Origin of the sequence: Klebsiella sp. RCJ4 (assembly GCF_009025755.1) — a bacterium.
Taxonomy (GTDB): domain Bacteria; phylum Pseudomonadota; class Gammaproteobacteria; order Enterobacterales; family Enterobacteriaceae; genus Klebsiella; species Klebsiella michiganensis.
Genome location: NZ_WCIN01000033.1, coordinates 205762 through 226426 on the forward strand (window position 1 = coordinate 205762; position 20665 = coordinate 226426).

At 56.7% G+C, this 20665-nt stretch carries 19 protein-coding genes; 12 read left to right on the plus strand and 7 right to left on the minus strand.

The window, feature by feature from the left end:
* Positions 1-65: 65 nt before the first annotated feature.
* Positions 66-1316 (minus strand): MFS transporter, encoded by a 1251-nt coding sequence (locus tag F8562_RS12165; RefSeq protein WP_014229511.1) that lies wholly within the window; start codon positions 1314-1316, stop codon positions 66-68.
* Between the two features lie 55 nt (positions 1317-1371).
* A complete protein-coding gene (locus F8562_RS12170) occupies positions 1372-4479 on the minus strand; it encodes a beta-galactosidase (RefSeq protein ID WP_014838606.1) in 3108 nt (1035 codons plus the stop codon).
* 207 nt (positions 4480-4686) lie between these two features.
* Between F8562_RS12170 and F8562_RS12175 the strand changes: the two genes are divergently transcribed.
* From F8562_RS12175 to F8562_RS12185, 3 genes are all read left to right on the plus strand, one after another.
* On the plus strand, positions 4687-5757 hold the full coding sequence (locus F8562_RS12175) for a LacI family DNA-binding transcriptional regulator (RefSeq protein WP_014838605.1): 1071 nt from the start codon (positions 4687-4689) through the stop codon (positions 5755-5757).
* A gap of 385 nt (positions 5758-6142) precedes the next feature.
* The gene (locus F8562_RS12180) at positions 6143-6577 is read left to right on the plus strand and encodes a GNAT family N-acetyltransferase (RefSeq protein ID WP_025105765.1); all 435 of its coding nucleotides are present in this window, start codon (positions 6143-6145) and stop codon (positions 6575-6577) included.
* Between the two features lie 237 nt (positions 6578-6814).
* Positions 6815-8023 carry a diguanylate phosphodiesterase gene (locus F8562_RS12185; protein ID WP_042934102.1) on the plus strand — a complete coding sequence of 403 codons (1209 nt, stop codon included), beginning with the start codon at positions 6815-6817 and terminating at the stop codon, positions 8021-8023.
* Between the two features lie 188 nt (positions 8024-8211).
* Here the strand turns inward: F8562_RS12185 and iraP are convergent, their stop codons facing one another.
* Positions 8212-8523 (minus strand): anti-adapter protein IraP, encoded by a 312-nt coding sequence (gene iraP / locus F8562_RS12190; protein ID WP_004851215.1) that lies wholly within the window; start codon positions 8521-8523, stop codon positions 8212-8214.
* A gap of 127 nt (positions 8524-8650) precedes the next feature.
* The gene (locus F8562_RS12195) at positions 8651-8932 is read right to left on the minus strand and encodes a hypothetical protein (RefSeq protein WP_042934101.1); all 282 of its coding nucleotides are present in this window, start codon (positions 8930-8932) and stop codon (positions 8651-8653) included.
* A gap of 181 nt (positions 8933-9113) precedes the next feature.
* On the opposite strand from F8562_RS12195, the gene F8562_RS12200 reads away from it, so the two are divergent.
* Together F8562_RS12200 and F8562_RS12205 are read left to right on the plus strand one after the other, a co-directional pair.
* A complete protein-coding gene (locus tag F8562_RS12200; RefSeq protein ID WP_014838601.1) occupies positions 9114-10091 on the plus strand; it encodes a DUF1852 domain-containing protein in 978 nt (325 codons plus the stop codon).
* A gap of 27 nt (positions 10092-10118) precedes the next feature.
* A complete protein-coding gene (locus F8562_RS12205; RefSeq protein ID WP_014838600.1) occupies positions 10119-11150 on the plus strand; it encodes a methionine synthase in 1032 nt (343 codons plus the stop codon).
* Positions 11151-11292: 142 nt separating this feature from the next.
* On the opposite strand, the gene F8562_RS12210 is transcribed toward F8562_RS12205, so the two are convergent.
* The 3 genes from F8562_RS12210 to ftrA form a co-directional block, all read right to left on the minus strand.
* Entirely contained in the window at positions 11293-11571 is a 279-nt protein-coding gene (locus F8562_RS12210) for a hypothetical protein (protein WP_014838599.1), read from the minus strand.
* Positions 11572-11789: 218 nt separating this feature from the next.
* Positions 11790-11885: a protein MgtS gene (gene mgtS, locus F8562_RS12215; RefSeq protein WP_004102377.1), complete on the minus strand. Its 96-nt coding sequence runs from the start codon at positions 11883-11885 to the stop codon at positions 11790-11792.
* Positions 11886-12020: 135 nt separating this feature from the next.
* A complete protein-coding gene (gene ftrA, locus F8562_RS12220; protein ID WP_042945251.1) occupies positions 12021-13031 on the minus strand; it encodes a transcriptional regulator FtrA in 1011 nt (336 codons plus the stop codon).
* Between the two features lie 66 nt (positions 13032-13097).
* Between ftrA and F8562_RS12225 the strand changes: the two genes are divergently transcribed.
* From F8562_RS12225 to urtE, 7 genes are all read left to right on the plus strand, one after another.
* Positions 13098-13490, plus strand: a complete 393-nt coding sequence (locus F8562_RS12225) for a rhodanese-like domain-containing protein (RefSeq protein WP_004851202.1) — start codon at positions 13098-13100, stop codon at positions 13488-13490.
* Positions 13491-13639: 149 nt separating this feature from the next.
* Complete coding sequence (locus tag F8562_RS12230) at positions 13640-14743, plus strand: cobalamin-independent methionine synthase II family protein (protein WP_014838597.1); 1104 nt, start codon at positions 13640-13642, stop codon at positions 14741-14743.
* 177 nt (positions 14744-14920) lie between these two features.
* Positions 14921-16192 carry an urea ABC transporter substrate-binding protein gene (gene urtA / locus F8562_RS12235; RefSeq protein WP_014229499.1) on the plus strand — a complete coding sequence of 424 codons (1272 nt, stop codon included), beginning with the start codon at positions 14921-14923 and terminating at the stop codon, positions 16190-16192.
* Positions 16193-16276: 84 nt separating this feature from the next.
* Positions 16277-17851, plus strand: a complete 1575-nt coding sequence (urtB, locus tag F8562_RS12240; RefSeq protein WP_014229498.1) for an urea ABC transporter permease subunit UrtB — start codon at positions 16277-16279, stop codon at positions 17849-17851.
* A complete protein-coding gene (gene urtC / locus F8562_RS12245; protein ID WP_014229497.1) occupies positions 17851-18924 on the plus strand; it encodes an urea ABC transporter permease subunit UrtC in 1074 nt (357 codons plus the stop codon). The genes urtB and urtC overlap by 1 nt, the downstream gene beginning before the upstream one ends.
* Positions 18924-19721 (plus strand): urea ABC transporter ATP-binding protein UrtD, encoded by a 798-nt coding sequence (gene urtD, locus F8562_RS12250; protein WP_014229496.1) that lies wholly within the window; start codon positions 18924-18926, stop codon positions 19719-19721. The genes urtC and urtD overlap by 1 nt, the downstream gene beginning before the upstream one ends.
* Before the next feature lie 9 nt (positions 19722-19730).
* Positions 19731-20429: an urea ABC transporter ATP-binding subunit UrtE gene (gene urtE, locus F8562_RS12255; RefSeq protein ID WP_014838596.1), complete on the plus strand. Its 699-nt coding sequence runs from the start codon at positions 19731-19733 to the stop codon at positions 20427-20429.
* The last annotated feature ends 236 nt before the right edge of the window (positions 20430-20665 follow it).

Consider the following 20665-nt stretch of genomic DNA (forward strand, 5'->3'; position numbering starts at 1 on the left):
GCCTTACCCGGCGTCTTAACGGTGTATTGCCGACGCGCCGCCGGAGGGTTTCCGGCGGCCTGGCGTTATGCTGCCGCCGGGAGCAGGGTTTTGCTGCCTTTCAGGGTAAACAGCGAAATGACGGTAAAGCTCAGGGTAATACAGCCCAGGATCAGATAAGCCTGATGGAAGCCGACGGTATCATACATCCGTCCTACCCACGCCGAGAGCACAACGCCCGACAGCTGTTTCGATAAATTAAAGCCGATCAGGAATAGCGTCGCCGAAAGTTTTGGGTTAAATGCCGACGAGATATATTTAAAGGTGCCAACCAGCAGGAAAGGGATCTCAAACATATGCAGCATTTTTAATATAATCACTTCCACCGCCGAGGTCGCGAAAGAGGAGCCTAAAATTCGGACTGACATAATTACCCCGGCTATTAACAGGGCATTCTTGGCGCCAATTCGGTTAATAATTGCCGGCGCGCAGAACATGATCAGCGCATTGAGTAATTCCCCACCGGTGGTCACGAAGCCAAACACTTCGGTGCCGCGCTGCGGGCTGGCGAAGAAGCCTTTAAAAAAGTTGGCGAACTGCTGGTCGAAAACGTCATAGACGCTGGCGACGCCAACGACATAAATAATAAAGCCCCAGAAGCGCGGCATCCGCAAGAGCTCGGCAGCGGTGCGCATGGAGAAAGCCTGACGGTTGGCGCCCAGGGCGTCGATAACCTCGGCGCTATTGCTGCTTTCCGGCTTCGAGACCCACAGCAGCACGCCGAGGATCAGCGCGAAGCCGGAGGCGATCCAGAAGGTAATATTGGGGTCGATACTAAACAGAATGCCGGTGATCGAGGCGCACAGCGCCCAGCCGACGCAGCCGGAGACGCGCACTTTACCGTATTCAAAACGGTTGGCGCGGCTGACGCGTTCAATATAGGCTTCTACCGCCCCGGAGCCGCTGGAGAAGACGATCCCCAGATAGATCCCGCCCACCAGCGCGCCCGCGATGATATTCATCTGCAGCAGCGGAGAGAAAACAAAAATAAAAAACGGGGCAAACAGGATTAATAAAATCGTAATCGTCCACAGCAGATGTTTGCGCAGGCCGAGCTTATCGGAAATCAGGCCAAACACCGGCTGGAAAATTATCGCGAATAGCGAAATGGAGGAGAAGACGATCCCCGTTTCGGTTTTGGTTAAATGGTTTACTTCCGCCAGCCACACTGGGAAAAAGGGGAAGTAGGCTGACATAATGAAATAGTAGAAGAAAAAGAACAGCATGAAATATATAAAATTATGCCGTTCTCGTGGCGCGAGTTCAGAGAGTTTCATTGTGAATATTCCATATTATTATGCCTGTAAGGTTGGGGGCTGGCGCCCCCGATTATTATTGGAAATGAATCGTTAACTGATATTGCCATTGTGTCTCAAGCAGCAGCCATTGCTGTAGTACGCTGGGTGTCCAGGAGTCATCGCCGCCGATGCCCATGTGTTGAGCATCGAGCGCGATCCAGACGCCGTTTTCCGGCTTCATCCTGTGCCAGTGATCGGTCTCCATTAACTGCTCGGTGCTGTAGGGCTGTACGGAGAAGTGGAAATCGCCCGCGACGTGCCAGCGCCCCCAGTCCAGCGCTTTGTTATCGCAGCGCAGGCCGTTTTCCGTCGGGAAAATGTACGGTGTGGTCATCTCTTCCAGCGGCAGCTGCCAGCGGGAGAAACAGGCGCTGGTGCGGCGGTCCGGATAGTTTTCATGCGGGCCGTAGCCGAGCCAGGAAACCGGTTGATGCTGGTCCGGAACCTGGAAATTCAGCCCGATGCGCGGCAGCGGCGGCAGGGTGCCGGCGCGTTCGCCATTGACCGCCAGATGCAGCTTGCCTTCGCCATCAAACGTCATCCGCCAGTGGCTGACAATCACCACTTCGTCGCCGCGCAGATAGTGCCAGCGGCTATCGATAACCACTTCATGGGCCAGGCGCTGGGCGTCGCACTGTACGCAGCGGGCGCTGAGGCCGTAGAGCCCGGCGCTCTTCCAGCGTTCAACCCAGGCGTTGGGGTCGATGCGCTCCACTTCGCTGACGCCGATATCGTTATCCAGCGGGGCGCGCACAAACTGGTCGCGCAGCGGCGTCAGCAGCTGTTCCACACCCTCTACCTGCCAGTGGGTCAGCAGGCCGCTCTCCCGGTCGATAGTCCATTGCTGCGAGCCGCTGCGTACGGTCCAGGCCGCGTCGCTGCTCTCCAGCGCTGGCGCCGTGCCGACGGGGGAAGGCCGGCGCAGCGCCAGCGGGGCGGCGAGCGGGAACTGCTGCCAGGCGACGCGATGCCCGGCGTCGGACCAGGCGGTGGCCTGTGGCTGGACAACCTCCAGCGTCAGCCACACCGCTTCGGCGCCCACGGGCAGCGTCAGCGCATCGCACAGCGTCAGCTCGCTCTGGCCTTCAGGGCTCAGCTCAAGCTTCACTTGACCCTCGGCAAAGGTTTCTCCGGCGGCCTGGACCTGCCAGCGCAGCGCTTCGTTATCGGTGGCGCGGAACAGATATTCGCTGCTGATGCTGATACGCAGCGGGGATTGCGCAAGCAGGGTAAACTGGAAGTACTGCTGCGCGTGTTTCGCTTCAATTAATGAAGGGTGCGGGCGGCGGTCGGGGAAGACCAGGCCGTTCATACAGAACTGGCGATCGTTCGGCGTATCGCCAAAATCACCGCCGTAGGCCCAGCCGACGCTGCCGTCGTCGAAGGTTTTGCTGATGGCCTGATCCGCCCAGTCCCAGATAAACCCGCCCTGCAGGCGCGGATAGTCGCGGAAGGCCTGCCAGTAATCAGCAAAGTTGCCGAGGCTGTTGCCCATCGCGTGGGCGTATTCGCAGAGGATCAGCGGGCGCTGCTCGCCCGGCAGACTGATCCACTTTTTGATCCCCCATTTCGGCACCGTCGGAATCCGCTGATCGCGCTCAACGCGGGCGTACATCGGACAGATAATATCGGTGGTGGCGCTGTCGGCGCCTCCGCCCTCGTACTGCACCGGGCGGGAGGGATCGTTGCGCTTCAGCCAGTGATACATCGCTTCATGGTTGCCGCCGCCGCCGGATTCGTTCCCCAGCGACCAGATAATAATCGACGGGTGGTTGCGATTGCTTTGCAACATCCGGCTGACGCGGGCGCTGAAGGCCGGCAGCCAGGCCGGATCGTCGGAAAGACGATTCATCGGCACCATGCCGTGGGTTTCAATATTGGCTTCGTCAACGACGTACAGGCCATAGCGATTGCACAGCTCGTACCAGCGCGGGGTGTTTGGATAATGCGAGCAGCGCACGGCGTTAAAGTTGTTCTGCTTCATCAGCAGGATGTCCTGCACCATATCCTCTTCGGTCACCACCTGGCCGCGCTGGTGATGGTGCTCGTGACGGTTGACGCCGCGGATCAGCAGCGGTTTGCCGTTTAACAGCAGCAGGCCGTTTTTGATTTCAACCCGGCGAAAGCCGATATCCCAGGCTTCAGCCTCGATCGTTTCATCGCCGCGGCACAGGGACACCACCGCCCGATAGCAGTTTGGCGTTTCCGCGCTCCACAGCGCCGGTCGCTCTACCGGCAGACGAATCGCCGCGCGTTCGGCATAGCTTCCGCGCTCATCGATAATCGGCGAACCCGGCAACTGCTGGTGGCTGGCGACCAGACGATCGTCATCCCACAGTTCGATCTTCACCGTCAGCGCCTCCAGCAGCGCGACCGGCGCGGCGACGCTTAAATTCACCAGCAGCTCGGCATCCCGGTAGAGCGCATCAAGCTGCGGCGTAAGCTGAACATCGCAGAGGTGGAGGGTCGGTTTGTTCAGCAGCCAGACCGAACGGAAGATGCCGCTCATGCGCCACATATCCTGGTCTTCAAGCCAGGTACCCGCGCTCCAGCGCATCACCATCACGCAGATGCGGTTATCGCCCGGCTGAAGGTAGGGCGAGAGATCGAAAGCCGCGGGCAGGCGACTGTCCTGCGAATAACCGACCCATTCGCCGTTGCACCACAGATGGAAAGCCGAATTAACGCCGTCGAAGATAATCTGCGTCTGGCCGTCGGTTCGCCAGCTCTCATCGACGCTGAACGTCAGCGAGTAGCAGCCGGTCGGATTCTCCTCAGGTACGCGCGGCGGCGTAGTGTCGATCGGGTAGCGGACGTTGGTGTAGATCGGAGCGTCGTAGCCTTCCATTTGCCAGTTTGACGGCACCGGCGTACTGCGGCTGTCCGGCAGATCGTCTTCCAGCCAGCGGGCATCCACGTCAAACGGGCTGCGGGCCCAGGAGAACTGCCACTGGCCATCAAGCCGGCGGCGGAACGCCGAGGGCTGGTTTTTCCGCGCCGCGTCGGTATCGCGCCAGCTGGCGAAAGTCGGGTGGGCCGGTAAACGGTTGAGATGGGTAATGGTCTGGTTCTGCCAGTCTTCGCGGGCGAGAATCTGATGGAACGTTGCTGCTGCGGCGGAATGAGAGTCGTGTTGTTGCATACGTATTCCTGACGGATAAGTGATAAAAATGTCATTCGCTAGACAATATGATTTTGTTATCAGTTATTTTCGCTATAGCCGCAATATTGGCGAAAATGAAACCCACTGGCGATCACGAAAAGCTGGAAAAACAGCTGATTTTTGTCGTCTTTTAAACATAAAATGTTAGCGGACGACATTGAGGTTTTAATTCAGAAGGAGTGCACTATGCAGCGTCGCCTGGCAACGCTTGACGATGTGGCCCGCGAGGCCGGCGTGTCTCAGCAGACGGTCTCCCGGGTGCTGAATAATCCGGACGTGGTGTCTGAACGAACCCGCGATAAGGTCATTCGCGCGATGCAGGCGCTGCGCTACGTACCGAACCGTTCCGCTCAGCTGCTGGCGGGGAAATCCGCGCCGTCGATTGGGCTGATCACCGCTTCGCTGACGCTGCACGCGCCTTCACAAATCGCCGCGGCGGTGAAAAGCTACGCCGGTCTGCATCAGCTTGAGGTCTCGATTGCGATGCCGGTGCAGGTCGACTATCCGTCGCTGCAGGCGCGGCTTAATGAGTTTCGCGCCCAGCATATTCGCGGCGCGATTATCAGCCTGCCGCTCGAAAGCAGCCTCGCGGAGCGGCTGGTGGTGGAAAACCCCGATATCGCCTGCATGTTTCTTGATGTTTCGCCGGAGACCGACGTGTGCTGCGTGCGTTTCGATCATCGCGACGGCTGCGGCGCGTGCGTGCGGCATCTCTGGGACGCCGGGCACCGGGAATTCGGCCTGCTGGCCGGGCCGGAGAGCTCGGTCTCCGCGCGCATGCGATTGAGCAGCTGGCGCGAGGCGCTGCATCGGCTGGGCGTCAGTAATGCGGTGACGGTGTTTGGCGACTGGAGCGCCGCCAGCGGCTGGAACAAAACGTTTGAACTCCTGCATCATCATCCGCGCATTAGCGCCATCGTGGTGGCTAACGATCAGATGGCGCTCGGGGTACTGAGCGCGCTGGCGCAGTTGAATCGCACCGGCAGTCAGGCGATCTCGGTCACCGGTTATGACGATACCGCGGACAGCCTCTACTTCCAGCCGCCGCTGACCACCGTCGCCCAGGATTTTAACGTTCTGGGAAAAAGGGCGGTTGAGCTGCTCATCCAGCTAATGGCTGCCCCGCAGATGAAGATCCGCGAGCTGCTGCCGACGCGCCTGATTATCCGCCAATCCACCTGGCCCTGCGCGGGCGCCAGGCAGGAGGAGAAAGAGGGTCTTGTCGCGCAGATCAAAGCGCTGGTGGAAAAGCTGTAAGCAACGGTCCGTTTAGCTTTTATTGATGTTGCGCGTGATAGCTTATCGGACAAGCGTACTCAGGGGGTTATGCCCTGAACGTAAAAATGCAAAACACAATCTATCCATGCAAGCATTCATTCACCGCCAGTCACATGGCGGTTTTTTTTTGCCCGTTTTCGGTCGTTAGAATATGGCGTTATTTTATTTAATTCTGCCTCCTGGTCGATTACTCGCCGCTGTTAAGCATAAATGCGCTGTTTTCACGCCGCGGTGTCAGAAAATTTCCCCGGCTTATACTTTTTTATCCAGCATAAAATGCTGTTGGCCGGGGCGGCAGGGCGCGCTTTTTTTAGCGCCATTCGGCTATGCTGAAAGCCAAAGCAGGCGAGTGAAAGGCAACGTCATGATGATATTAAAAGATAAAGAGCACGTGGACTCGGTTGACTGGCAGACGGTGGCGGAGATTATCGCCGCCGCAGGTCTCAATCAGCGGGACGTCGCGCTGGTGGAGCGCGCGTTTCGCCATAGTACCTTTTGCTGGTTTGGCTATGAAAACGGGCAGCTTATTGCCGTTGCCCGGGCGATTAGCGACCTGACCTGGTGCAGCTATCTGGCGGATGTCGCGGTGCACCCGCGCTGTCAGGGAAAGGGGTACGGGCAGCAGCTGATGCAATCGGTCAGCGATCGGCTGCGGCCGTTCGGCAAAACCTTCATCTACTCGGTGGTGGATAAAGTCGGCTTTTATCGCCGCTTTGGTTTTGAAACGCTGACCACGGGCATGGTCTGCGCCAGCGAAGAGGCGATAGCGCGTATGCGCGAGCAGGGATTTGTTGGCTAGTAAATACCGCTTAAAAAAACGCATTTACCAAACGGTTTAAATGGCTGCTGAATGAATCACTGCCATTACCCGCGCTGCTGAGGATTATTTCGCTGGCCCTTGCCGGTTGCTGCCGTAAATAATCGGATAAATTTAGTCGGCTACAGCCGGTCCAGTTAATTATGACAGATAGCCTGGGTTAAAAGGGTAAACTGTGTTACACAGTTCCATTCTCCTGGCAAACATCTGGATGGGATTATGCTGACAACTCTGATTTACAGAAGTCAGATGCATTTAACACAAGAAACCGATCTCATACTGCTGGTTGAAAAAGCGAATGCTGAGAACGCAGCACGCGGGATTACGGGCATACTTCTTTTAAAAGATAATGTTTACCTTCAGATACTTGAGGGGGATGAGTGCGTGCTTGAGCAGCTATTCAGCACGATCAAGCAAGACGATCGCCACCATCAGGTTGTCGAGCTGATGCGTGATTACGCGCCGCGCCGGCGCTTTGAAAACGTAGGGATGATGTTTTTTGACCTGAATAAACTGCAAAGCGCTGACGTCCTGACAAAGGTTCGCCAGCTTAGCCAACTGAAAGGTTATCTTTCCACCGAAGAGCGCGTCTATAAATTTATCCATACTTTTATCAGTCAAAAAAGCGCTGCCGCGCCGTCACCCTTTTTACGGCCTGACAAATGGTCGCTTCATTCGCGTAAACATGCATTTCATGCGCCGCAAGAATCGTTTTTTGCCGGTCAATGTTGTCAGTTTGCTTTCCAGCCCATTATCGAACCGTTGGCCGGGAATATCACTTCGCTTGAAGCGCTTATACGTGATAAAGACGGCGGTAGTCCCGCCAATTTCTTTGCCTCGATTCCGCCAGAGCAACGTTATGAAGTTGATCTCAAAGCGAAATCAGTTGCCTTTGCCCTGGCGAAAGAAATCAATATTGGCGACCATAAAATATCCATTAATATCCTTCCGATGTCTCTGGTTGTTATTCCTGATGCCATTGAATACCTGCTGCGGGAAATAAAAAAACAGGGTCTTGAACCCGAACAGGTGATCGTGGAGGTGACGGAAGATGAAATGATCTCCGGTTTTAGCCAGTTCAGCAGCGCGATAAAAAAACTGCGCGTCTCTGGTATGGGGCTGGCAATTGATGACTTTGGCGCCGGTTATGCTGGACTCTCGTTGTTGACAAAAATTCAGCCTGATAAAGTTAAAATCGACCGCGAGATTATTACCGATATCCATCAGAGCGGCCCTAAACAAGCGGTGGTAAGATCGATTATCAACTGCTGCCGTGAACTTGAGATTGCGGTGGTTGCTGAAGGCATAGAGCGGATAGAGGAGTGGTGCTGGCTCGAATCTGCGGGTATTAAACGTTTCCAGGGCTTTTTATTTGCCATGCCGAAAGTCAACGGCGTCGGTGACATACGCTGGCCTTGGGAAAAGTGAAGCCTGATTTGCCTTAATGTACCGAGCGGTTTGCCTCCGGCAGCAGCGCAGGCGAGTAGACATTGCGTATTCCGCCTGGAGTATCTCTATTTTCTGAAGCTGAACCGGCCAATAGTTGCTGATGGCCGGTAAGCTCATGACTAACCGCAAGTCCTGCATATTCCCAATCTATAACAGACTGACCCTTGTTAATCATCGAGCCTGTCATGACTGATTTCATCTTCGTGGGTGCTTATCAACTGCGTGAGCGCTATTTGTTCCTGAAACTTGGTCAGAAGCAGTTCTGCGTCCGTCTTCAGAACGTCTTCAGATGATTCCAGTACCGAATTTATCGCTTTCGTTACGCTGCTAACTAATTCCGCGACGCCGCCTTCCTTGCCGATAGCGAGCATCAGCGCGCTAATGAGCAAAGACTGCGCCTCGACCTGGGCAGCAAGCTGCTTACTTTCGGCATCCATGGCGGAAATTTTAGCAATTATGCTGAGAATGACATTATTCATTGTATCCCTCAAATCAATAAGTTAGAGCGGGTTGTTGATGGCTATATTCGCTGTTGATAATCCGAATTAACCATAGAACATAAATATGCCAGAAAAAATATCGGTAGCGTTAGTCAGGTTTTGGACATCACCAAAGTAAAGCATGAAAACGCGCCGGTCCCACTTCCATATTCCTCCAACGATCGCGCCCGACAGAGCGCAAAGGAGCATGAAGAGTGCGGTTGTTGAAAACAAAGACGCCAGGCTTGAGGTCGTGTTTAGCCTGGCCGACCTCTGATGTTTCTTGCTTCAGCATCAACTCATACAGGGGACAGGAAAATGTGCGGATGTTTAACCAGCAGGACAAGCTCGTTGGCAAGAGCGGCTGGCTCTGTTCAACGAGATACAGCATGGGCTGACGCCAGACCATGAATATGGCTCATGTTGTAATGAAATTAACTCGCTTTCACTCATCTAATGGCTCTGGCATAACATGCTGTATTCGATATAGATAATATGAAGATGAAGACTGCTTATGGAAGCCTGCGCCAGCCTGCAACCATCAGAAAGGACTGCAGTTTTTATCTCAGAACTTAGGATACACATCTGCGATGAATCAACAATTTACCTTTACTATTAAACGCACTCTCTTTGATGAAAACTATAACCCCTCAGAAAGTACGCGTATTACAACCAACTTTGCTAATTTAGCAAGAGGGGAAAATCGCCAGGAGAATCTGCGCAATACCTTAGTCATGATTGACAATCGTTTCAATACGCTGGCGCACTGGGATAACCCCAAAGGCGATCGCTATGCCGTTGTGCTGGAAATTATTTCAGCCGAAATGAATATCAGCGCCACCGGCGATACCTTTCCGGTGATTGAAATATTGCAAACCAGCATTATTGATAAAAAGACCGATGAACGTATTGAGGGTATCGTTGGCAATAATTTCTCTTCGTACGTTCGCGACTACGACTTTAGCGTATTGCTGTTAGACCATAATAAAGGACGCGCAGGTTTTAGCCTTCCGGAAGGATTCGGCGATTTGCACGGCAACATATTTAAACATTTCGTCAATTCAGCGGAGTACAAGGCCAATTTCAAAAAATCACCGGTTATTTGCCTTAGCGTCTCCAGCAAAGACACCTATCACCAGACCGGAAATCAACATCCTGTCCTGGGGCTCGAATACCGCCCAGAGGGTTCATCGTTGACTGAGCAATATTTTGGCAAAATGGGCCTGAAGGTTCGCTACTTTATGCCGAAAAACAGCGTTGCGCCTTTGGCCTTTTATTTCTCAGGGGATTTGCTGAGCGATTACACGAGCCTTGAGCTGATTAGCACCATCAGCACGATGGAGACGTTCCAGAAGATATACCGCCCGGAGATCTACAACGCCAACTCTGCCGCAGGACTCTGCTATCAGCCCGATCTGCATCATCAGGACCATTCATTAACCAAAATTGTTTACGATCGTGAAGAGCGCAGCCAGCTGGCGGTAGAGCAGGGGAAGTTTACCGAAGAGCACTTTATTAAACCGTATAAAAATATTCTGCAGCAATGGTCTGCTCATTACGCTCTTTAAGACATCGCATATATAAGGCTATCGATAATGACAAAATTATTACCCACTTCAACAGCCGGCAGCTTACCGAAACCGTCCTGGCTTGCAGAGCCTGAGAAACTGTGGTCCCCATGGAAACTGCAGAATGAAGAGTTAATTGCCGGGAAAAAAGACGCGCTGAGCCTGTCCTTATTTGACCAACTGCGCGCCGGCATCGACATCGTCAGCGATGGCGAGCAAACCCGTCAGCACTTTGTTACTACGTTTATTGAGCACCTCAGCGGCGTCGATTTTGAAAAACGCGAAGTCGTTAAAATCCGTAATCGCTATGATGCGAGCGTTCCGACCGTCGTGGGCGCCGTCGAGCGTCAAAAACCCGTTTTTGTCGAAGATGCGCGTTTTTTACGTCAGCTCACCAGCCAGCCGATTAAGTGGGCGCTGCCGGGTCCCATGACCATGATTGATACGCTCTATGACAATCACTATAAGAGCCGCGAAAAACTGGCCTGGGAATTTGCGAAGATACTTAATCAGGAAGCCAGGGAGCTGGAGGCCGCCGGCGTCGACATTATTCAGTTTGATGAGCCAGCCTTTAATGTGTTTTTTGATGAGGTTAATGATTGGGGCATCGCGGCCTTAGAAAGAGCCGTTGAAGGGCTAAAATGCGAAACTGCGGTACATATCTGCTATGGATACGGCATCAAAGCGAATACCGACTGGAAAAAGACCCTGGGAACAGAGTGGCGACAATATGAAGAAGCGTTTCCTAAGCTGCAAACCTCCAGCATCGATATCATCTCGCTGGAATGCCATAACTCACGTGTTCCCATGGATCTGCTTGAACTGATTCACGGTAAAAAAGTGATGGTTGGAGCCATCGACGTGGCGACCAATGCGATCGAAACGCCGGAGGAAGTCGCCGCGACCTTACGTAAAGCGCTGCAGTTTGTGGATGCCGATAAGCTTTATCCTTCAACCAACTGCGGCATGGCGCCGCTATCGCGTCCAGTGGCGAGCGGCAAGCTCAATGCGCTAAGCGCCGGGGCGGAAATTATCCGCCGGGAGCTGCAGGCTAAATAGAACCCTGGCAAAGGGCTGGAAGCCTCGCCGCAGCTGACGGATGTCCAGCGAATGGTATGTAAGGTATGCGAAATGCTTCTGGCTCAGATTTCATCATTCGCTGACCGGGCATAATCAGTACGTCGTGCCGGGCGCTCGGGCGCTACTTAAAATATTTATCGAGGGGATCGTGGTGGCGGTATTTTCGGAAGAAAAACAGCCAGTAGACACAACCCAGAATAGCGCCCAGCCCGGCAAACTGCAGATAAAGTATTTTACGTCGGGCAAGCAGGTCCATAAATGAATACGCGCCTTTCCACATATCAATAATGCCACCGTTTATCACCAGGTCTGTAAACAGCGCAAGCCCCGGCAGAGCAACCGCGTACGCCGCCATAAGGTATAAAAGCGCCGCAATCCTCATTTTGGTATTGATGTGCATATTCTGCCTCCTTGCTCATGATGACAAAGCATAACATAGCCTATCAACGATCGGCATCGAGTGGGCTGTTGAGGGATGTTCGGACGGAGTTTCTCCTGGTGACTGATACGATAAATTATCGTGTATAAGGTGGTTCATCGATCGGCAAGCCAAAAGCAGAACGCCCCCTGGTGCATTGGCAGCAGGGGGCGTTTACGGGTGGGGATTATCGTCGTTCATCAGTCATCCCATTTGTGGCTCAGGTATGCGGCAAGAAATCCAAAGAACAGAATGGTTCCCAGAACTGCCATAAATACATGCATATTTCCCAGCATGATTAACCTCCATTAGTTTTGCTATGCGCTATGTTGTCCTCATTGAACGGGTTTACGGTTGTTGGATACATCTTAACCCGACTAATCTAAACAAACGCTTAACAAATTGCCCGGCGTGACTATTATCCATGTGAATCACTCCCCCTTTTTACCCGCCAGCGCGCTTTTCCTGTACTGCAACGGGCTAAGGGCAAACTGCTGGCGGAAGTGATGGCGCAGGGTGCTGGCATTTGAGAAACCGCAAAGCTCGGCAATCTGCTCAACGCTCAGCCGGCTGTGGGTCAAGTGCTGCGTGGCGCGCTGAAGGCGCTCGTCAAGCAGCCAGCGGGCGGGGGTTTTGCCGGTGGCGTCTTCGAAACGGCGTAAAAACGTGCGATGCCCCATGCCGGCTCTTTCCGCCAGCGAGGCCACGGTGTGGCCAGCGGCGAGATTCTGGTGCAGGAAATCAAATAATTGCCCCAGCCTCTGGCTCTCCCGCGCTTTGGCCACCGGGCGAACAATCTGCTGCGCCTGCCCGCCGTCGCGATGGGGGGAAACCACTAACCGTCGGGCGACAAGATTCGCCGCTTCGACGCCGAAGTCCTCGCGCACCAGGTGCAAACATAAATCGATACCCGCGGCGCTGCCTGCGGAGGTCATGACGCCTTCGGCGCCGACGTACAGCACGTCATCGATCACCTCAATGCGCGGAAACCGCGCCCGCAGCTGGTCGGTATAGCGCCAGTGGGTGGTCGCCTGGCGGCCGTTCAGCAGCCCGGCCGCGGCCAGAACGAAAACCCCGGAGCAGATAGAAATTATCCGGCAGCCTCGCGCATGGGCGGCGACCAGCGCCTCGCACAGCGCTGGCGGCACGGGGGAGTCAATACCGCGCCAGCCGGGCACCACGATGGTGTCCGCTTCGCCTAACAGCGCCATACCGCCGTCGGTCATGAGCCGAATTCCGCCGGTTGCCCGCAGCTCACCGTCGTCGACGGCGGCTACGGCAAAGCGATACCATCGTTCGCCCATCTCCGGGCGCGGCAGGCCGAAGATCTCTACGGCGACGCCAAATTCAAAGGTACACAGGCCATCGTAGGCGAGGGCAACAACCCGGTGGCGTGACAACGTCACGGATGGGATTGTCAGGATTTCAGCGTTTTCAGTCATGGTTCTCGGCAGATGTCGCACAGGCGGTTAATTAAAGTAGTGGTATCACAGACAAGAGAAGATGCCATGAGTGTTGTAACCGCTATTGCCCCCGCCAGTTCTACCGACGCCGCCGCCTGGTTTCGTCATAAGCTAAGCCTCGAGACCGACTGCGCCGATGTCTACAGCGCGATGCGCGAAGGAGAAGTGGATTTTGTTCTGCTGCACGTCGTCGGCAGTGAGGAAACCTTTGCCCGTCGTCATCTCCCGGGCGCCCTGCATTTACCGCACCGACAAATTGATGAAACCAGAATGGCGCAGTGGCCTGATGACACGCTGTTTGTGGTCTACTGCGCCGGGCCGCACTGCAACGGGGCGGACGTCGCCGCCATGAAGCTGGCTCTGCTGGGGCGCCCGGTAAAAATGATGCTCGGCGGCCTGACCGGCTGGGAAGATGAAGGGTTGCCTTTCGCAAAGTGAATTTATTTCATGTGCCATGAAATATTGTCGTTTGCCGATGAAACCTCTGCATGCCAGTATCTGGACATATAGCCATCCAGAAGTCTATAAATTCAAATAATGAACTATCACGGTGGGTAATTAACTTTGCCCGCCGCTAAGGAGACACCATGCAACGTCATCAGGCCCCGTTCCGCGCAGATATTGTCGGCAGCTTTTTACGTCCGGACGCCATCAAACAGGCCCGTCAGCAGCTGGCCGCCGGCACCATCGACGCGCAGCAGCTGCGGCAGATAGAAAATGAGGCGATTCGCGATCTGGTGCAGCAGCAGTGCGAGTGCGGGCTGCATGTGGTCACCGACGGTGAGTTCCGCCGCGCGTGGTGGCACTTTGATTTCTTTGACGGACTACAGGGCGTTGAGCGCTACGATTCAGAAAAGGGCATTCAGTTCAACGGGGTACAGACCAAAGCGCACGGCGTTCGCGTCACCGGTAAACTGGCCTTTGGCGATCACCCGATGTTGGAAGATTTTCGCTATCTGAAGAGCATCAGCGGCAGCGCTCAGCCGAAGATGACCATTCCCAGCCCGAGCGTGCTGCACTTCCGCGGCGGCCGGAAAGATATCGACGCGACGGTGTATCCGGATCTCGCCGACTATTTCGATGACCTGGCAACCACCTGGCGCGATGCCATTCGCGCCTTCTACGATGCGGGCTGCCGCTATTTACAGCTTGATGACACCGTCTGGGCCTACCTCTGCTCCGATGAGCAGCGACAGCAGGTGCGCGAGCGCGGCGAAGACCCGGATGAGCTGGCGCGCATTTATGCCCGCGTTCTGAATAAGGCCCTGGAAGGGAAGCCTGAGGATCTGACCGTTGGCCTGCACGTGTGTCGCGGTAACTTCCGCTCGACCTGGATCTCCGAGGGCGGCTACGAGCCGGTTGCGGAAGTGCTGTTCGGCGGCGTTAACATCGACGCGTTCTTCCTCGAATATGATAATGACCGTTCCGGCGACTTCGCGCCGCTGCGCTACATTCGCCCCGGCCATCAGCAGGTGGTACTGGGCCTGATCACCACTAAAAACGGGGAGCTGGAAAACCCGGAAGGGGTGAAGGCTCGTCTGCAGGAGGCGGCGCAGTACGTCCCGCTGGCGCAAATTTGCCTCAGCCCGCAGTGCGGTTTTGCTTCCACCGAAGAGGGTAACTCTCTGACCGAAGCCCAGCAGTGGGATAAAGTCCGCCTGGTCACCGGCATCGCCGCACAGGTCTGGTAATCTCTCCATAGCGCAGCGTTGCACTATTTTAAGGCAACGCTGTGCACCCGCCTTTATTTTCCCCGTATTCTGCCGCGCTTTCAGACGCTTTCACAACCTGGCATCGTTTTTGCCTTATCACTTCCGGTGAGTCGTTAATTCATTTTTTTGATTTTGCGCTATTCAGGAGTGACACACATGCAGCGTCGAACACTATTAAAAGCTTTTGCTCTCTCCGCCTCTGTTATTAGCATGGGCTTCTCCTTACAGGTTTATGCCGCCGACACCATTAAAGTCGGCATTATGCACTCGCTTTCCGGGACGATGGCGATTTCTGAAACCCCGCTGAAAGATGTCGCCCTGATGGCTATCGATGACATCAACGCCAAAGGCGGCGTACTGGGTAAAAAACTGGAACCGGTCGTGGTGGATCCGGCATCAAACTGGCCGCTGTTCGCCGAAAAAGCGCGTCAACTGCTGACGCAGGATAAGGTGGCGGCGGTGTTCGGCTGCTGGACCTCCGTATCGCGCAAATCGGTTCTGCCGGTATTTGAAGAGCTGAACGGTTTGCTCTTCTACCCGGTACAGTATGAAGGCGAAGAGATGTCGCCGAACGTCTTCTACACCGGCGCGGCGCCAAACCAGCAGGCGATTCCGGCGGTGGAATACCTGCTGAGCGAAGACGGCGGCGGGGCGAAACGCTTCTTCCTGCTCGGTACCGACTACGTCTACCCGCGCACCACCAACAAAATTCTCCGCGCTTTCCTGCACGCCAAAGGGATTCAGGATAAAGACATCGAAGAGGTCTATACCCCGTTCGGCTATAGCGACTATCAGACTATCGTCGCCAATATCAAGAAGTTCTCCGCCGGCGGTAAAACCGCGGTGGTCTCTACCATCAACGGTGATTCCAACGTTCCGTTCTATAAAGAGCTGGCTAATCAGGGGCTGAAAGCGACGGACGTGCCGGTGGTGGCCTTTTCCGTGGGCGAGGAGGAGCTGCGCGGGATTGATACTAAACCGCTGGTGGGCAACCTCGCGGCGTGGAACTACTTCGAGTCCGTCGATAACCCAACCAATAAACAGTTTGTTGCCGACTATCGCGCTTACGCCAAAGCCCACAAGCTGCCAAACGCCGATACCGTGGTAACCAATGACCCGATGGAAGCGACCTGGGTTGGCCTGCACATGTGGGCGCAGGCGGTGACGAAAGCAGGATCGACCGATGTCGACAAGGTGCGTGATGCCATGGCCGGCCAAACCTTCAAGGCGCCGTCAGGCTTTACCCTGACCATGGATGCCACCAACCATCACCTGCACAAGCCGGTAATGATTGGCGAAATCGAAAGCAACGGCCAGTTTAACGTGGTCTGGCAGACCGAAGAGCCGGTACGCGCCCAGCCGTGGAGCCCGTGGATTGCCGGGAATGATAAAAAGCCGGATCACCCGGTTAAAACCGTCAGCAACTAAGCGTTAGACCCCGGCGCCGCGCCGGGGTGAATGATTCAGTCTTCCGGGCCCGAAGCCCGGATTTCCCCGAAAAGGAGAACGACCATGAACGCATTACGCCTCATGTGTTACTTCGCGCTGCTGATGGTCTTGATACCGTGGCGGGCGCAGGCAGCGGACGCCGACGATTTTGTGGCGGCCAATCGCAGCCAGCAGGCTCAGCTGCTGGAACAGTGGGCCGCCGCGCCCGAAGCGCCGCGTTTACCGCTGCTGCGGGCGCTGAAAAGTGAAACATTGCAATCCGATAGCGGCGGTCATGCGTTCAGCAAACAGGGCGACAGCCTGCTGGCGCTGGGCGCGGTTCCGGCGCCCGTCGGCCCAACAAAACCGGTGCGCCTGACCAACCGCCTGCGTAACCTGGCGGCAGGCGCGCTGGCGACGCATCTCCTGGTTAGTGACAACGTCACGGAAAGGGCCGCGGCGGCGAAAACCCTGCAGCGCGAAGCGACGCCTGAGATGGCGGGGCTGCTACAGCAGCGTCTGACGGCGGAAACCGACGGCGCGGTGAAGTCGCAGCTGGAAATTGCGCTGGCCCGTTTACAGCTTGTCAGTCCTCAGCCCGCACAGCGGCTGGCGGCCATCGAGCTGCTCGGCCACTCCGGTGACCCGGAAACTCAGGCGCTGCTGACGCCGTATACCGATGCCCGGCATGAGCCGGACCCGGCGATTCGCGCGGCGGCCCAGGAGAGCCTGAGTAAAATCCAGCACCGCCTGCTGCTGGGCGATCTTCTCGGCCAGGCTTTTATGGGCCTCTCCCTCGGTTCTGTCCTGCTGCTCGCCGCGCTCGGTCTGGCCATCACCTACGGTCTGCTCGGGGTGATCAATATGGCCCACGGCGAGATGCTGATGATTGGCGCCTACAGCTGCTGGCTGGTTCAGCAGGCGCTGGCGCAGCTGGCGCCGCAGTGGCTGGCCTTCTATCCGCTGATTGCGCTGCCGGTGGCGTTCCTGATCACCGGCGGTATCGGTATGGCGCTGGAACGCACCGTGATCCGTCATCTGTACGGGCGCCCGCTTGAGACGCTGCTCGCCACATGGGGGATCAGCCTGATGCTGATCCAGCTGGTACGGATGCTATTTGGCGCGCAGAACGTTGAGGTCGCCAATCCGGCATGGCTCTCCGGCGGCGTGCAGGTTCTGCCGAATCTCATTCTGCCGTGGAACCGTCTGGCGGTACTGGTTTTCGTGCTGCTGGTGCTGCTGTTTACCTGGCTGACGCTGAACAAGACCCGGCTAGGGATGAACGTGCGGGCGGTAACGCAAAACCGCGCGATGGCGGCCTGCTGCGGCGTGCCGACCGGACGGGTCGATATGCTGGCGTTTGGCCTCGGTTCGGGGATCGCGGGGCTGGGCGGCGTCGCGCTGTCGCAGCTCGGTAACGTCGGGCCGGAGCTGGGCCAGGGCTACATTATCGACTCCTTCCTCGTGGTGGTGCTCGGCGGCGTTGGTCAGCTGGCGGGCAGCGTGGCGGCGGCGTTTGGTCTTGGCATCTTTAACAAAATCCTTGAACCGCAGATGGGAGCCGTGCTGGGTAAGATCCTGATTCTGGTCTTGATTATCCTGTTTATCCAGAAACGTCCCCAGGGACTGTTCGCCCTCAAAGGGAGGGTTATTGACTGATGAGCCAACCTATTACCTTAACGCTGGCGCGCAAAGCGCCGCGCCCGCTGCGCTGGTTCGGCGTGCTGCTACTGCTGGGCCTGCTGAGTATGCCGTTTCTGGCGCTGCTGCCCGCCACGCATCCGCTGGCGGTCTCCACCTGGCTGCTGACGCTGACCGGCAAGATCCTCTGCTACGCCATTGTCGCCGTGGCGCTGGATTTGGTCTGGGGCTATGCCGGGATGCTTTCGCTTGGCCATGGGATCTTTTTTGCCCTCGGCGGCTACGCCATGGGCATGTACCTGATGCGCCAGGCGGCGGGCGACGGATTGCCGGCCTTTATGTCGTTTTTGTCGTGGAGCGAGCTGCCGTGGTTCTGGTGGGGCACCCAGCATTTCGCCTGGGCTATGCTACTGGTGGTGCTGGTGCCCGGCCTGCTGGCGCTGGTTTTCGGCTGGTTTGCCTTCCGCTCGAAAATCAAAGGCGTCTATTTTTCGATTATGACCCAGGCGCTCACCTACGCCGGGATGCTGCTGTTTTTCCGTAACGAAACCGGCTTTGGCGGTAACAACGGTTTTACCGGCTTTACCACGCTGCTCGGTTTCTCCGTCACCGCCATCAGCACGCGGGCGGCGCTGTTTATGGCCACGGTACTGCTGCTGTTGCTCACCCTGTGGATTGGCTATTTGCTGGCGCAAAGCAAATTTGGCCGCGTGCTGACGGCGGTGCGCGATGCTGAAAACCGCCTGATGTTCTGCGGCTACGACCCGCGCGGCTTTAAGCTGCTGGTATGGACCCTTTCAGCCGTACTGTGCGGCCTGGCGGGGGCGCTGTACGTGCCGCAGGTCGGGATCATCAACCCCAGCGAAATGTCGCCGACCAACTCTATCGAAGCGGCCATCTGGGTGGCGCTCGGCGGTCGCGGAACCTTAATCGGCCCGGTGCTCGGCGCGGGGCTGGTCAACGGCGCGAAAAGCTACTTTACCGTGGCGATGCCGGAGTACTGGCAGCTCTTTCTGGGGCTGATTTTTATTATCGTGACGCTGTTTTTACCGCGTGGCGTTATCGGCCTGCTGCGTAAAGGAGATCGCTGATGCCATTGGATGAAGAGCTATTTACCCGCCAGCTGCCGACGGACCGCTTTCGCGAGCAGACCGATCCGGTACTGCAGCTGGAAGAGATTAACGTCAACTTTGACGGTTTTCAGGCGTTGACCAACCTGTCGCTGCAGATTGGCGTGGGCGAGCTACGCTGCGTGATTGGGCCGAACGGCGCCGGTAAAACCACCCTGATGGACGTCATCACCGGCAAAACCCGGCCGCAGAGCGGCAGGGCGCTTTACGATCAGTCGGTGGACTTAACAATCCTCGATCCCATCGCCATCGCCCGCCAGGGCATCGGGCGCAAGTTTCAGAAACCGACGGTCTTTGAGGCGCTGACGGTGGCAGAGAATCTCGAACTGGCAATGAAAGGTGATAAATCGGTGTGGGCCAGCCTACGGGCGCGCCTGAACAGCGAGCAGGCCGACCGAATCAGCGAAACCCTCCGCCTGCTGCGGCTGGAGGGCGAACGCTATCGGCCGGCGGGGCTGCTGTCGCACGGGCAAAAGCAGTTTCTGGAAATCGGCATGCTGCTGGTGCAGGAGCCGCATCTGCTGCTGCTGGACGAACCCGCCGCCGGGATGACCGATGCGGAGACAGAATATACCGCCGAGCTGTTCCGCACCCTTGCCGGGCAGCATTCGCTGATGGTGGTCGAGCATGATATGGGCTTTGTCGAGACCATCGCCGACAGAGTGACGGTGCTGCATCAGGGACAGGTGCTGGCGGAGGGGTCGCTGCGCGAGGTGCAGGCCAACGAACAGGTGATTGAAGTTTATCTCGGACGCTAAGGAGCGCGGATGTTACAGGTTAATCAACTACATCAATATTATGGCGGCAGCCATATCCTGCGTGGAGTGAATTTTGCCGCTCGCCAGGGCGAGATCACCTGCCTGCTCGGGCGCAACGGGGTGGGAAAAACCACCTTGCTGAAGTGCCTGATGGGGCTGATCCCGGCGCGCAGCGGCGAGGTGCTGTGGCAGGAGAAGAATATCACCCACCGTAAACCGCACCAGCGGGTACAGTCGGGGATCGCCTACGTGCCCCAGGGGCGGGAGATTTTTCCGCGCCTGACGGTGGAGGAGAATCTGCTGATGGGGCTGTCCCGCTTTCCCGCCCGCGACGCGCGCGCGGTGCCGGAAGAGATTTATCAGCTGTTTCCGGTGCTGAAAACCATGAAGCAGCGGCGCGGGGGCGATCTTTCCGGCGGGCAACAGCAGCAGCTGGCCATTGGCCGCGCGTTGGCCAGCCGTCCGCAGCTGTTGATTCTTGATGAACCGACGGAGGGCATTCAGCCGTCGGTGATTAAGGAGATTGGCGAGGTGATTCGTCAGCTGGCGAACCGCGGGGATATGGCGATTCTGCTGGTCGAGCAGTTTTATGATTTTGCCGCCGGTCTGGCGGATCGCTATCTGGTGATGTCGCGCGGCGCGATTATCCAGCAGGGCAACGGCGGCGATATGGAAGCCGAAGGCGTCCGGGGGATGGTCACCATTTAACTCGCCCCGGATGGCGGCCTCCCCCCGGCTCGCGCTGCGCTTAGCCGGGCTACAGGTATACAGCAGTCTGCTGGCCCGTAGCCCGGGCAAGGCGCTTTGCGCCGCCCCCGGGGAGATCGCCATAGTCCGCACTAGATATGGTTTCCCGGAGGCGATGCTGCGCATCTGTCCGCGCTACCGCTCGCAGACGGCGATGAACCCGTAGCCCGGGCAAGGCGCTTTGCGCCGCCCCCGGG